The 13,227-nt window shown below is 58.1% G+C and carries 13 protein-coding genes; 11 read left to right on the top strand and 2 right to left on the bottom strand.

What is annotated here, in order from left to right:
• Positions 1–92 precede the first annotated feature (92 nt).
• From rpsB to AC061P_RS09375, 9 genes are all read left to right on the top strand, one after another.
• On the top strand, positions 93–1,103 hold the full coding sequence (rpsB, locus tag AC061P_RS09415; RefSeq protein WP_449647062.1) for a 30S ribosomal protein S2: 1,011 nt from the start codon (positions 93–95) through the stop codon (positions 1,101–1,103).
• A 12-nt stretch (positions 1,104–1,115) separates the two neighbouring features.
• A complete protein-coding gene (tsf, locus tag AC061P_RS09410; protein WP_449647061.1) occupies positions 1,116–1,943 on the top strand; it encodes a translation elongation factor Ts in 828 nt (275 codons plus the stop codon).
• A gap of 165 nt (positions 1,944–2,108) precedes the next feature.
• Positions 2,109–2,822, top strand: coding sequence for a UMP kinase (gene pyrH, locus AC061P_RS09405; protein ID WP_449647060.1), 714 nt, complete (start codon positions 2,109–2,111; stop codon positions 2,820–2,822).
• A 181-nt stretch (positions 2,823–3,003) separates the two neighbouring features.
• The gene (gene frr / locus AC061P_RS09400; protein WP_449647059.1) at positions 3,004–3,555 is read left to right on the top strand and encodes a ribosome recycling factor; all 552 of its coding nucleotides are present in this window, start codon (positions 3,004–3,006) and stop codon (positions 3,553–3,555) included.
• On the top strand, positions 3,555–4,430 hold the full coding sequence (locus AC061P_RS09395; RefSeq protein WP_480391055.1) for a phosphatidate cytidylyltransferase: 876 nt from the start codon (positions 3,555–3,557) through the stop codon (positions 4,428–4,430). The genes frr and AC061P_RS09395 overlap by 1 nt, the downstream gene beginning before the upstream one ends.
• Before the next feature lie 14 nt (positions 4,431–4,444).
• A complete protein-coding gene (locus tag AC061P_RS09390) occupies positions 4,445–4,996 on the top strand; it encodes a DivIVA domain-containing protein (protein ID WP_449647057.1) in 552 nt (183 codons plus the stop codon).
• Between the two features lie 188 nt (positions 4,997–5,184).
• Positions 5,185–5,688 (top strand): aggregation-promoting factor C-terminal-like domain-containing protein, encoded by a 504-nt coding sequence (locus AC061P_RS09385; protein ID WP_480391054.1) that lies wholly within the window; start codon positions 5,185–5,187, stop codon positions 5,686–5,688.
• Between the two features lie 31 nt (positions 5,689–5,719).
• The gene (locus tag AC061P_RS09380; protein WP_480391053.1) at positions 5,720–6,019 is read left to right on the top strand and encodes a hypothetical protein; all 300 of its coding nucleotides are present in this window, start codon (positions 5,720–5,722) and stop codon (positions 6,017–6,019) included.
• Positions 6,020–6,028: 9 nt separating this feature from the next.
• Entirely contained in the window at positions 6,029–6,763 is a 735-nt protein-coding gene (locus tag AC061P_RS09375) for an alpha/beta hydrolase (protein ID WP_480391052.1), read from the top strand.
• Between the two features lie 23 nt (positions 6,764–6,786).
• On the opposite strand, the gene AC061P_RS09370 is transcribed toward AC061P_RS09375, so the two are convergent.
• Both AC061P_RS09370 and AC061P_RS09365 read right to left on the bottom strand, forming a co-directional pair.
• Positions 6,787–7,848, bottom strand: coding sequence for an AI-2E family transporter (locus AC061P_RS09370; protein ID WP_449647053.1), 1,062 nt, complete (start codon positions 7,846–7,848; stop codon positions 6,787–6,789).
• Between the two features lie 70 nt (positions 7,849–7,918).
• Positions 7,919–10,261: a hypothetical protein gene (locus AC061P_RS09365; protein ID WP_480391051.1), complete on the bottom strand. Its 2,343-nt coding sequence runs from the start codon at positions 10,259–10,261 to the stop codon at positions 7,919–7,921.
• 282 nt (positions 10,262–10,543) lie between these two features.
• On the opposite strand from AC061P_RS09365, the gene AC061P_RS09360 reads away from it, so the two are divergent.
• Both AC061P_RS09360 and AC061P_RS09355 read left to right on the top strand, forming a co-directional pair.
• Positions 10,544–12,292, top strand: coding sequence for a DUF8094 domain-containing protein (locus AC061P_RS09360; protein WP_480391050.1), 1,749 nt, complete (start codon positions 10,544–10,546; stop codon positions 12,290–12,292).
• Positions 12,289–13,212 (top strand): tetratricopeptide repeat protein, encoded by a 924-nt coding sequence (locus tag AC061P_RS09355; RefSeq protein ID WP_449647050.1) that lies wholly within the window; start codon positions 12,289–12,291, stop codon positions 13,210–13,212. The genes AC061P_RS09360 and AC061P_RS09355 overlap by 4 nt, the downstream gene beginning before the upstream one ends.
• Positions 13,213–13,227 lie beyond the last annotated feature (15 nt).

Here is a 13,227-nt window from a genome sequence, read left to right as displayed (position 1 = left end):
GGGCACCAGGATTCGCGCCAACCGGCCGCGAGTATTAACTGAGAAGGCCGCTATTGCCACGCGCACTAGTGAGCCAGAAAAGGAGAACGGCCATGGCCGTCGTAACCATCCGCCAGCTGCTCGACAGCGGCGTACACTTCGGACACCAGACTCGTCGTTGGAACCCGAAAATGAAGCGCTTTATTCTGACCGAGCGCTCGGGCAGCCACATCATCGACTTGCAACAGTCGCTCGCTCACATCGACGCTGTCTACGACTACGTCAAGGAGACGGTCGCCCACGGCGGAACCATCCTCTTCGTCGGTACCAAGAAGCAGGCACAGGGAACCATCGCTGAGCAGGCACTGCGCGTAGGCCAGCCCTACGTTAACCAGCGCTGGCTCGGTGGACTCCTCACCAACTTCCAGACGGTTTCCAAGCGTCTTGCACGCATGAAGGAACTCGAAGAGGTTGACTTCGATGACACCACTCGTGGTTTCACCAAGAAGGAACTGCTCATTCAGAAGCGCGAGCTTGTGAAACTGCAGAAGAGCCTCGGCGGTATCCGTAACCTCACAAAGACCCCATCGGCCATCTGGATCGTCGACACCAAGAAGGAGCACCTCGCCATTGACGAGGCTCACAAGCTTGGTATCCCCGTTATCGCGATCCTCGACACCAACTGCGACCCCGACGACGTTGCGTACCCGATCCCCGGTAACGACGACGCTATCCGCTCGGTAGGTCTCCTCACACGCATCGTTGCAGACGCTGCCGCTGAGGGTCTCATCCAGCGTCACCAGAAGCCAGAAGAGGGCAAAGAAGTAGAGCCCATGGCTGCATGGGAAGCTGAGCTTCTCGGCCAGGCTGACGCCGATGCTGCTGCAAAGTCAGAAGAGCCTGCCAAGGCTGAGAAGGCTGAAGCGCCCGCGAAGGCTGAAAAGGCTGAAGAGCCTGCCAAGGCTGAGAAGGCTGAAGAGCCCGCCAAGGCCGAAAAGGCTGAGAAGGCTGAAGCACCTGCCAAGGCAGACAAAGACGAGGCAAAGGCAGCAAAGCCTGCTGCCAAGCCCGCAGCAAAGAAGCCCGCCGCGAAGGCCGCTGACGCAGCCGACGACAAGAAGTAAGGATTCGAAACAATGGCAGATTTTAGCCTCGAAGACCTCAAGACCCTGCGCGAGCGCCTCGGCACCGGCATGGTCGAAACGAAGAACGCACTCGTTGAAGCTGGCGGAGACCTCGAAAAGGCCACCGAGCTGCTGCGTCTGCGCGGTGCCAAGAGCAACGCCAAGCGTTCAGACCGTTCCACTAGCGAAGGCCTCATCGCCGCGAAGTCGTCCGGTGCAACGACCACGATCATCGAACTCGCTTGCGAGACCGACTTTGTTGCCAAGGGTGACAAGTTCGTCGCGCTCGGTGAGGCCGTTGCTGAAGCGGTTGCTGCTGCTGGCGCCTCGACTGTAGAAGAAGGCCTTGCGGCATCCGCAGGTTCGAAGACCGTCGAAGAGCTCATCAACGATGAAGCTGCGATTCTGGGCGAGAAGTTTGAGCTCCGTCGCCTTGCCAAGCTCGAGGGCGACTCGTTCGAGGTCTACATGCACCGCACCAACAAGGACCTGCCGCCGCAGGTTGGCGTTGTCGTTGCGTACACCGGCGACGATGCAGAGACTGCTCGCGGAATCGCGCAGCACATCTCATTCGCTGCACCGTCGTACCTCTCGCGCGAAGACGTTCCGGCAGCTGATGTCGAGAACGAGCGTCGTATCGTTGAGGAAATCAGCCGTGGCGAGGGCAAGCCTGACGCTGCTCTCCCGAAGATCGTCGAAGGTCGTCTCGGTGCGTTCTTCAAGCAGGTTGCACTGCTTGACCAGGACTACGCTCGTGACAACAAGGTATCGATCGCTAAGGTTTCTGCTGATGCTGGCATCACCATCACTGGTTTTGCACGCTTCAAGGTAGGCGCCTAACACGCACACTCATAGGGCCCGGGGCATTTTTGCCTCGGGCCTTTAGTGTGCCGGAAGCCACAGTGGACGTTGAGCAAATCGCTTGCACCGAATTTGCTGTGCGGCGCTGCTGAACGCTAGTCAAACCAATAGCCTGTATATGTCGACCACGAAGGAAAGAAGACGATGACAACTCAACGCAAACGCCGGGTGCTGCTGAAACTGTCGGGAGAATCCTTCGGTGGTGGCCAACTGGGGGTTAACCCCGATGTCGTTTCGTCATTGGCCAAAGAGATCGCCGCAGCCTCCGCCGATGTTGAAATTGCCATCGTCGTTGGTGGCGGAAACTTCTTCCGTGGTGCTGAACTCAGCCAGCGCGGTATGGACCGCGGCCGCGCCGACTACATGGGCATGCTCGGCACCGTCATGAATGCCCTCGCCCTCCAAGACTTCCTTGAGCAAGCCGGCGTCGCTACGCGAGTGCAGTCCGCGATCGCGATGACCCAGGTTGCTGAGCCCTACATTCCTCTTCGCGCAGAACGTCACCTTGAAAAGGGGCGCATTGTGATCTTTGGTGCTGGCGCAGGCTTGCCCTACTTCTCCACTGACACCGTGGCTGCGCAGCGCGCCCTCGAGATCGGTGCTGAAGAGGTGCTCGTGGCTAAGAACGGAGTCGATGGAGTTTACGATGCCGATCCTCGAAGCAACCCGGATGCTCGAAAGCTCGACTCCATCAGTTTCCAAGACGCGCTTGTTCAAGGTCTCAAGGTCGTCGACTCGACCGCCTTTAGCCTGTGCATGGACAATGCAATGCCGATGCTAGTTTTCGGTATGGAACCCGCCGGAAACCTTACTCGTGCCATCGTGGGGGAGCAGATCGGAACCCGCGTGCACGGCTAACGTGCTCAGAGGCTCTGCTCGCGGCCAACCCAGACCAACCAACGCAGACCAACCAACCCAGATCGACCCAACTGCGCATAGCAAAGCAAGTGCTGAGCGAAGCCAGAAAGACTCCGAGCGCGCTGCAGCCGTCGTTGCGACGACTGCACGCTAAACTCGGGTGAGACTAAGAGGAGCGCTCGTGATTAGTGATGTTCTAGCGGAAGCTAGCGAAAAGATGAACAAGGCACTGGAAGCTGCCAAAGACGACTTCGGTACAGTGCGCACTGGCCGCGCCAACCCTGCGCTGTTCCAGAAGGTGCTCGTTGACTACTACGGCACTCCTACTCCCTTGCAGCAGCTCGCGTCGATGGTCAACCAGGAAGCCCGCACGCTCCTTATTACCCCGTTCGACAAATCTGCGCTCAAAGACATTGAGAAGGCAATCGCTGGTGCACACCACTTGGGTGCCAGCGTTGGTAACGATGGAAGCGTCATCCGCGCGACCCTTCCCGAACTGACCGAGGATCGCCGCAAGGAGTTCGTCAAGATTGTTCGCGACAAGGCCGAGCAGGCTCGCGTGTCGCTTCGCAATATTCGTCGCAAGGCAAAAGACGACCTCGATGCACTTACTGAGGTTGGCGAAGATGATGTAGCGCGTGCCGAGAAGGAGCTCGAAGCGAGCACCAAGGCTCACGTAGACGCGATCGACGACGCTCTCAAGCGCAAAGAGTCCGAGCTACTCGAGGTCTAATGGTTTCCGAATTCGAAGCTCAGGTTCGGGCAACTAACGACAAGATCAACGCCCGCACAGGGCGTCCATTGGCGATGGCTCTCACAGTGGGTCTTGCGTTGGGGCTTTCGTTATTGTTCAGCCTGATCTTTGTCAAAGAGCTCTACATGCTCTTTGCCGGAGTTCTGGTTGCATTCACGGCTTTTGAGCTCGCCAGTGCGCTTCGATTTGCAGGGCTGAATATTCCGAGGCTGCCGACGGTCATTGGTGCCGTCGCTGTCGTGCCGGCATCGTTCTACTGGCTCGCTGAGGGTCAGTGGTACGTCACACTCGCAGGTATTGCCTTCGTCGGAGTGTGGCGACTCGTGTGGCTGTTCTGGCCCAAGCACCGCGCCCCAGTGCGCGCTGTTCTCAGAGATCTCGGTGCTGGCGTTTTCGTCATGCTTTATGTCGCATTCTTGGCGAGCTTCACCGTTTTGCTGACGACTCAAGATGGTGGCCAGTGGTGGACGCTGGCAATGCTGATCGTCGTTGTTGTCAGCGATATTGGGGCGTATGCGAGTGGTCTTTCCTTTGGCAAGCATCCGATGGCACCGACGATTAGTCCCAATAAGACGTGGGAGGGATTCGCCGGAGCTGCGCTCGCTTCGGTGACCGCCGGAGTGCTGCTGGCGCTCTTCATGATTGACCAGCCTGTGTGGGTGGGAATAATCTTTGGACTCGTTATTCTCGGCACGGCAACTATGGGTGACCTAGCCGAGTCGCTGATCAAGCGTGACTTGGGAATCAAAGACATCAGCACGTGGCTTCCCGGACACGGTGGCTTCCTCGACCGGGTCGATTCATCGCTGCTGTCGGCCGCAGCTGGCTACGCGCTGTTTCTTATCTTCGCGTAAGGCACAATAGAACCGTGAGCACCACTTTCCCCCGCACCCGAAAGTCAAAGTTGGGCTACAACGTTGACCAAGTCGAGGACTTCCTCGAGGAGGCTCGCAGCGCCTACACTTCCGATCGAACCGATAGTGCCGTGGTCTCTTCGCGCACTATCCGAAAGCTTGCTTTCGCAATGCAGAAGGGCGGCTACTCGCCCGTGCATGTTGACTCTGCACTTGAGCGTCTCGAAGACGCTTTCGCCGCTCGTGAACGTGATCGCTCCATTGCCGAGCTCGGTGAGTCGGCATGGTACGCAAATGCTCGTTCAGAAGCGCAAGAGATTCTCAATCGCCTGGCACGTCACAAGGGCAAGAAGTTTTCGCGAGTTAGCTCGTTTACTCGCGGCTACGCGATAAAAGATGTCGATGCGTTCGCGGAAGAACTGGCCAACTACTTTCAGAACGGTGCACCGCTCACAATCGAACGAGTGCGCACTGTTGCTTTCCGCAGCACTAAAGGCGGATATCGTGAGGCGCAAGTGGACTATCTGCTCGACAGCGTGATTGATGTAATGCTGGCGGTTCGCTAGTTCCCTCTGTTTTTTCAGGTGAGTGGGCTAATATCGCACTTATTGTGGTCAAAAATTCGCGAACAGCAATCCTCCGCGCCCAGGCTAAAAGCCAGAGCGCGGATCTTTCTGGACGCCACACACGTTCGTCGTTGAGTCTTCGACTCTTCGCATCGATAGTGAGTCTCGGGTTTGTCGCTACCTTCGTCATGGCTGCGCCAAATCCCGTGAGCACAGTGTCTGCTTCGAGCGTTCCGCTCGCCGCCGTCGAGCGCGCTGAAGTTCAGTCAATAACCGTCGCGGAAGGTTTCGTCAATGAAATCGCGCGCGACAAGCTTGCGGTTAAAGAAATTGTCGTCGAGCCCGTAATTCCGGCCGCCCCTGTTGCCCCTGCCGCGGGAGTTCCTGATCCGGGAACAGCTCAAGCAATCGCGCTGTCGATCCTCACGTCACGAGGTATGGGCGCAAATCAGTACAACTGTTTGGTAAGCCTGTGGAATCGCGAATCAGGTTGGAATGTTTACGCGATGAACTCGTCGAGTGGCGCGTACGGCATCCCACAAGCGCTCCCTGGTAGCAAGATGGCCACTGCTGGCGCCGACTGGGCAACGAACCCGGCAACCCAGATCAACTGGGGTCTTAGCTACATTTCGGGCCGTTACGGCACTCCGTGCGACGCCTGGGCCCATTCTGAAAGCCACGGCTGGTACTAGCCGTTCCCGATCGAACGCATAAGCTTGAACTATGCCTCGTTCGAATCGCCCCCGCGGACGGCGTCGCCCCGATGATGATGACCGCGGTGACTTGAATCAGGTACTTTTTGGTTCTCGACGCACTGAGCAGAAATCTGACGGCGAATGGAATGTTCAGCCTGTTTCCTCAGGCAGCGCGGTCAAAACTTATACCTGTCCAGGATGCTCTCAACCTGTTTCGGTGGGAGTCGCCCACACCGTCACTTGGCGCGCCGACGGCATCATGGGCGCAGCAGACGATCTTGCAGCACGGCGTCATTGGCACCAGCACTGCTGGAAAATCAGATTGTGAGAACCCTACGTGAGTGAAACCATCCGAGGCGCTAGCGAACTTCCTGCTACACGCGAAGATATCGAGCTGCACACTAGCGACGGTTTCACGTTGGTTGGGGAACTCTCTCTGCCCGAGTCTGGTCATATCGCTGCGACGCTTGTCACCTTGCACCCGCTGCCAACTGCCGGTGGTTTCATGGATTCCCACATCATTCGCAAGGCTGCGGCACGCCTGCCAGCGCTGGCGGATGTCGCGGTCTTGCGTTTCAACTTTCGCGGGGTTACTTCGCCACGCGGTACGTCGGAGGGGTCATTCGGCGAAGGCGAACAAGAACAGTTCGATCTTGCTGCTGCCATGAACTTTGTGCGCGAGCGAGGCTTGCCGAATGTGTGGCTGTTGGGCTGGTCATTCGGCACTGAGGTGACTCTCAAATTTGGTCGCGAACATCCCGTTGACGGCGCGATTTTGCTCTCGCCGCCACTCCACCGTGCCAGTGCTGCCGAGGTTGCCGCGTGGGCAGGGGATGAACGTCGCTTGGTCGCGATTATTCCGGAACTTGACGACTACTTGCGGCCAGAGGAGGCGGCAAAACGTTTCGCATCGGTGCCTGAAATAGAGCTCGTCGTTGTAGAGGCCGGAAAGCACCTGTGGGTGGGAGAAGCGCAGACGTACCGTGTGCTCAGTGAGATCGTTGCCCGACTGAACCCGATGGTGTTGCCATTGCCCCGCACGTGGCCTCCGGAGGCCGCTCAACCGCTCTAAACGGCCTGTTGACCGCCGTCCGCTTAGAGATCGGCCTGGCGGGGAACAATCACTTGCTGAACGACGAGCAGGATTGCTGCCGCAACAGGAATTGCAATGAGAGCGCCAAGGATCCCGAGGAGCGTTCCTCCGGCGAGAGCTGCGATCACGACGAGGGCTCCGGGAAGTTTCACAGCTTTGCTCATGATTCGTGGGTTGAGTAGGTAGGCCTCAATCTGCATATAGATCAGATAGTAGATTCCCACGGCGATGACGCTTGGTGGACCGTTGAAGAGCAGAACCAGCAGGGTGATCACTACCGAACCGCTTAGCGTTCCCACGAGCGGAATCAGCGAGCCCAAGAAGGCGATAAAAGCGAGCAGCGCCGAGTACTTGACCGGCAGGTCGAATGCCGGGAACACCCACGTGAGCACAATGAAGGAGAGCACGCCGTTGACGAGGGCGAGTGAACCTTGGCCAATGACATATCGACCGACTGCTGTGCTTACTTGCTCAGCAAGGTCGATGAACTTGGCACGCTTTGTGGCGGGAACGAGTTGGTAGATTCCCGACTTGATGTTGTTGATGGACGACACAAAGTAGATCGTCAAAATGAGCACGATAATCGCCCCGGTAATGCCGGTAGCGATTCCGATTCCGACAGCAAAGACGCCGCCGCCGATGGTCGTGAAGTCGAGCTCGGTTAGCCACGTGGTGAAACCGTCGAGGAGGTCCTCAACCTTGAGCCAAGGAAGTGCAGTTTCAACGTTTTCCTTGATCGTTCCGTCGAAGAACGCTGTTACGAGCCGGGGGATTGCTCGAGTGGCATTACGCACTTGCTCAGCGATCACGGGAACGATCGCAAAAACCAGGCCAGCGAACACGCCAAGAACGCCAGCGAGGACAGTGAGGATGGCGGTCCAGCGGGGAAACTTCTTCGTTTCAAGCCACGTCACTACCGGGTCGAGACCGAGTGCAAGGAAGAGTGCTGCCCCGACGTAGGTGAGAATCGTCGCCAAGGAGATGATCGTCTGGCCGATTCCCACGGCGACGAGCACACCAAGACCGCCAAGAAGACCGAGGCGAAAGGGGTTAAGAATCTTCATAGCGAGGCTCCGTCCAGCCTGAGGCGACGAGGTGTCAGGCTGGACGTAATTCTAGATGCCAGCGGGCAACTTACCGGTCAACATCCTCGGCTTGGTTCAGAACTCCACGAAGGTTCTCGAAGTAACCAGCAACTGTCTCGCGCTCTGCCTTGATCTTGGACAGGCGCTCTTCGGCATCGCTAATGAGTTCATTCGAACGCTTCTCGGCATCGTCGACAAGCGACTTTGCGCGCTGTTCCGCATCCGCGATTTCATTGGCCGCGCGCTCGGCTGCGTCAGCCAGAACTGACTTCGCTTCTGCCCGAGAACTGGTGCTGAGCTCCTCGGCCTCGTGACGTTTGGCGTTCGCTTCGCGCACAGCCTCGCCCAACTGGGCTTGAGCCTCTTCGAGGTAGTTCTGGGTCTGAGCTGATGCCTCTTTATGCTGGGCCAAGAACTCCTTCTCCGCCTCATCGCGTCGCACAGCGAGCTCTTGTTCTAGAGCGATGCGTGCGGCTTCGGCTTCGCGCTCGATTGCGGTTCGGGTCTCTTCACGCTGGTGCTGAATGGATGCTCGAGTCGACTCGACTTCGTTCGCCAGTTCGGCGCGCTGGCGAGCGATGTCCCGTTCGAGGTCTGCAGTCTGTTTCTGCACATCATGGGCAAGGGCGGTGCGAGTTTCGGCGTCCTCGGTCTCAAGAGCAGTGCGCTTGTTGTCGATTTCAGCGTCAAGGTCAGCGTGACGGCGAGCCATCTCTTCTTCGAGACCAGCAGTTCCCGTTGCGATTTCTGCTTCAAGTTCGTTGCGGCGTTCAGTCATCTCGGCTTCGAATTGGGCACGAGCTGTTGCGCTTTCGTTTTCGAAGGCGCTGCGCGCGGTGCTGATTTCTTCTTCAAGTCCCGAGCGGGTGGTCTCGACATCGTTCTCGAGAGCGGCACGGGTTGTGCTGACTTCCTTGGCGAGTGCCTTCTTGGTAGAGGTAACTTCGCGGTCTAGCGCCTTCTTCAGTGCTGCTTGCTCAGCAGCAAGCTCACTTCGTGATGTTTTGACGTGGGCTTCGAGCTCAGCGCGAGTCGTTGTCACTTCATCGTTGAGGGCTGCCTTCGCAGTCGCGACTTCCTGCTCAAGGTTCGAGCGAGTGGTCGTGACTTCTTGCTCAAGCGCAGCCTTGGTGACTTTAACTTCCTGGTCGAGCGCCGTCTTGGTGGTGGTGACTTCCTGTTCGAGCGCAGCTTTCGTGCTCGTCACTTCGTGTTCGAGGGCCGCCTGGGTCGTTGAGACCTCGTCGTCGAGGGCAGCGCGGGTGGTGACAATGTCGCTCTCGAGTTGCGTTCTCGCTTCTCGTTCTTCCTGTTCCCACTGCTCGCGGGCCTCTGAAAGTTCTGCGTCAAGCGCTGTTCGCGCCGCAAGCACGTCTTTTTCGAGCTCGTTGCGGATGCTCGCGGCCTCTGCCTCGACAGCGGCTCGAGCGGTGCTGGTCTCGGTTTCGAGCGCAGCGTATGCCGCATCAAGTTCGGCCTTGAGCTTCGCCTGAGCGGCGTTGGTTTCGTTCGCCAGCTTCGCGTGGGCGGATGTGGTTTCGTTCGCTAGCTTGGTGTGGGCAGCTTTGGTCTCGTTGGCAAGAGTGTCGCGGGCGGCGGTTGTTTCGGCTTCCAGCTCTGCACGCGCTGTCTCGATCTCTCGAGCCAGATCGGTGCGTGCTTGCTCGACATCGTGTTCGAGGTCTTCGCGTTGCTTCGTGTTCTCAGCCTCGAATGTAGCCCGGCCGAGTTCGGCATCTCGTGCGAGTGCTTCGGCAGCTTCGCGTGCCTCAGCAACTTCAGTTGCTGTGCTCGCGCGGAGTTCGGTCATTGCCCGCTCGGTCTCGGCGCGAAGGGCTGCAGCCTCACGCTTAGCGGAGGTGCGAGCATCCGCAGCTTCGGTAGCAACAGCGCCACGAATAGTTGCTGCTTCGCGTGCCGCGTCAGAGGTGAGCTGCGCTGCTTCGTCACGTGCATGGGCAATGAGAGCGTCTGCCTCGTCGCGGGATGAATGTGCAAGAGCATCCGCTTCGCGACTAGCGTCCGCCAGAATGCGCTCTGACTCGGTCGCAGTTTCATTGCGCAGATTCGTCGTCTCAGCCTGGACGGCTTTACGCATCTTTTCGGCGTCGATATCTGCTTGGCTGATGAGTTGCGTTGAATGTTCTTCTGCGACGCGAAGCATGCTCTCAAGCTTCGAGCCGAGACCGCTATAGGTCGGACTCCCTGTTTCGTCGAGCTCGGCCTGCAGATCCTCATTAACGGCAAGGAGTCGCTTTACCTCTTTGGTGGAAGCGGTGCGGTCAGCTTTGGCGGCAACAAGTTCACGACGGAGTTCGCCAATAAGCTTGTCGACGTCGTCCTTCTTGTAGCCGCGCATTTCGGTGCCGAAATCAGTATCGTTCGCGGCCAAGATGTCTCCTCGGAGTCAGCGGAAAGGACTTCTAGAGTTTAGTGGTGCGGAGCGGCTAACTGTCATTTTGGTCTCGATGGGCAATCGGCACTCAACGTTCTCTCAGACAGTTCCCAGACGCAGGACTAGGTGCGCACACGCCCATCCGCTATTCTTGAACGTCTTTGTTGTTGCCTACCCGCCTAAATCGGGCCCTTGACCTGCAGACCGTACTGGGGTTCCGCCAACGTGGCGAAGGGTTTTGTGACGTAAGTCACTGTAGGCAGCGCGAAAGGAGAGATAGTGAGATTCGTTCTCGCCATAGTTAGCTTTATGCTCGCAGCCGTGATGATCGGCTACGGCATTGCGCAGCAAACCATTCTTGCGACCCCAGATGAGGTCAGCGTGTCGGCCGAGTTCGATGGCACTGCCCCCTTGACGGTGATCGATGGAGCAGCTTTGAACGCCTATGAGGGCAAGCAGACTATTAGCGTTACTGGTCCAGGTCGCATCGTTGCCGCTTACGGCAGCACATCAGACGTACTCGCGTGGGTGGGTGACGCCAGCTACAACAAGGTGAGTATCGACCCTGGTACGGGTGAACTCATCACCGAAGAAGTCAGCGGTACCGAGCAGGAAGTTCCCGATCCCTACGATTCTGACCTGTGGCTCGAAAGCTACACGGCCGATCTCGAACTCGCGCTGACGGTCAAGATCCCCTCTGATGTGTCGTTTATCTTGGCGGCGGATGGGGTGGAGCCTGCTCCGAGCGGAGTTGCGCTTTCGTGGCCACTAGACAACACCACTCCGTGGGCAGCCCATCTCATCACTGGCGGTGCGGCCATCCTTCTTCTTGGCCTGATCTTCCTCATGTGGGCCGTACACCACATGCGTCGTGCTGGCGGTCCCCGTCGCACTCCGCAAAAAATGCCTAAGGTTCCGAAGAAGCCGCGATACAAGCCGGCGAGGCGGTCGACAAAGACCGGCGAGACCGCGACGATCACATCGCCTCAGCGCATTGCTGTTCCTGCTGTCTTGCTGAGCGCTCTGATCTTGAGCGGATGCACCATTGCGTCACCGTCAGGCTCCGCCGACGACGCTAGTGCCCCGGTTCCGACCCCCACTTCGACCTCTGCGGGCAGTGAGTCCCCGATGCCGGCCGTTACCGTGCGTCAGGTGGAGAAAATCGTTGCGCGGGTCAGCGCTGTTTCGCTCGAAGCAGACGAATCTCGCGACACCGATCTCATCAAGACTCGCTTTGCCGAAGCTGCCCTTGAATATCGTCTAGCGAACTACAAAATGCGCAAGGCAGATAGTTCCATTGCCGCACCCATTGCTGTTCCTGACGGACCGGTGCAGCTGACGCTTCCACAGCAGACAGATTCGTGGCCGCGCACCGTATTTACGATCATCCTGGATGAGTCAGACAGTGCTGTGGCCCCGATTGCGCTCTTCCTCGAGCAGGCGTCACCTCGCGAGAATTACAAAGTGAGCTACTCGATCAACCTCGAGCCCTCAATCGTGTTCCCGGATGTCGTAGCCGCCAGCGTAGGAACGTCACGCTTGGCAGCAGACAGTGGCTTGCTTCGCTCGTCACCGACCGAAGTGGCACTCGACTACGCCGAAATTCTCGAGCAGGATGTCGACAGTGACTCCTACCTTGACTTTGAAGCCGAGGGCGACAGCCTGCGGGTCAACGTCGGTCTTGCCGTGAAGCAAGCCGAGAAAGCCGAGCTATCGACTACGGCCACGCTCACCTATGGTCACGAACTCGGCTCAACCGATCCCATAGCAATGGCGACCATTGACGCTGGTGCGATCGTTGCCGTGCATCTCTACGAGACCAAGGTTGCGAAGCCAAAAGAAGAAGGCTCCGCAGTAACTTTTAGTGGTCAGACGAAGGCGCTTTCGGGGATTTCGATCACCGAAACCGGAATCAAATCTACCTACGGAGATCAGCTACTCTTCTATGTTCCGGCAGCCGGTAGTGGAGAAAAGATCGTACTGCTCGGATACACCCAAGGACTTGTTGCAGCATCGGAGTTGAATTGACAAACGCCCCACTGAACGCCGCTAGCTTGCGCGGTGCAGTCGACCTCTCATCATTGGTTCGCCAGCACAATGCGCCCCCCGCACCTGCGGGAACGGGAGAAACCCCGCAGCCGTCGGGGTTCGCCACAAATGTAAACGATGCGTCGTTCACTCAAGTGCTTGAACTTTCGAACACCGTTCCGGTGATCGTGGAGTTCTATGGCCAAGGCATTGAGCCAACGTTGGAGCCGACGATCGCTGCCTATTCTGGCAAGTTTGCCTTGGTGACAGTCGATGCTACGAGCAATCCCCAACTCGTGCAGGCATTTCAGGTGCAGCAGGTTCCCACCGTTGCCGCCGTTATCGGTGGACGACCAGTGCAGCTCTTCGCTGGAGTGATGGCGGCGAACGATCTCACAGAGGTTCTCGACCAAGTGTTGACGCTCGCTGCCGAGAGCAATGTGACAGGAACGCTTCCCGCACCGGACCCCTCGGGGGAAAGCGCCGACGAGCCTGTCGAAGAGCCGCTACCACCGCTGCACCAAGAGGCCTTTGATGCAATCTCCGCTGGAGACTTTGCGACCGCAATCTCGAAGTACGAAACGGCGATCGCGCAGAACCCTCGCGATCAGCAGGCAGTCGCTGGACTCGCCCAGGTGTCGCTACTCGCTCGTCTCGAGAACAAGACAGCCGAATCTGTGCGCAGCGCGGCAGCTCAAGATCTCACCGACGTTGACGCACAACTCGCGGTCGCCGATCTTGACGTTTCTGGCGGGCACCTCGGTGATGCGTTTGGTCGCTTGCTCGAGCTCTATCCTGCCGCTGATGCAGAAGGCAAGAACAGCATCCGCACTCGATTGCTCGACTATTTTGAAATCGCTGGCGCCGAAGACCCTCGAGTTGTTGACGCGCGTCGCCGATTGACTCTGCTTCTTTACTAGCATTGCTGGCTGTTG

Source organism: Rhodoglobus sp. G.S.4, assembly GCF_056619605.1.
This window is presented reverse-complemented; position numbering and strand designations above follow the sequence as displayed.

Coding starts and splice junctions, on each gene's coding strand:
- rpsB (WP_449647062.1), top strand. CDS start 93: ATGGCCGTCGTAACCATCCGCCAGCTGCTCGACAGCGGCGTACACTTC.
- tsf (WP_449647061.1), top strand. CDS start 1,116: ATGGCAGATTTTAGCCTCGAAGACCTCAAGACCCTGCGCGAGCGCCTC.
- pyrH (WP_449647060.1), top strand. CDS start 2,109: ATGACAACTCAACGCAAACGCCGGGTGCTGCTGAAACTGTCGGGAGAA.
- AC061P_RS09395 (WP_480391055.1), top strand. CDS start 3,555: ATGGTTTCCGAATTCGAAGCTCAGGTTCGGGCAACTAACGACAAGATC.
- AC061P_RS09385 (WP_480391054.1), top strand. CDS start 5,185: ATGGCTGCGCCAAATCCCGTGAGCACAGTGTCTGCTTCGAGCGTTCCG.
- AC061P_RS09380 (WP_480391053.1), top strand. CDS start 5,720: ATGCCTCGTTCGAATCGCCCCCGCGGACGGCGTCGCCCCGATGATGAT.
- AC061P_RS09370 (WP_449647053.1), bottom strand. CDS start 7,848: ATGAAGATTCTTAACCCCTTTCGCCTCGGTCTTCTTGGCGGTCTTGGT.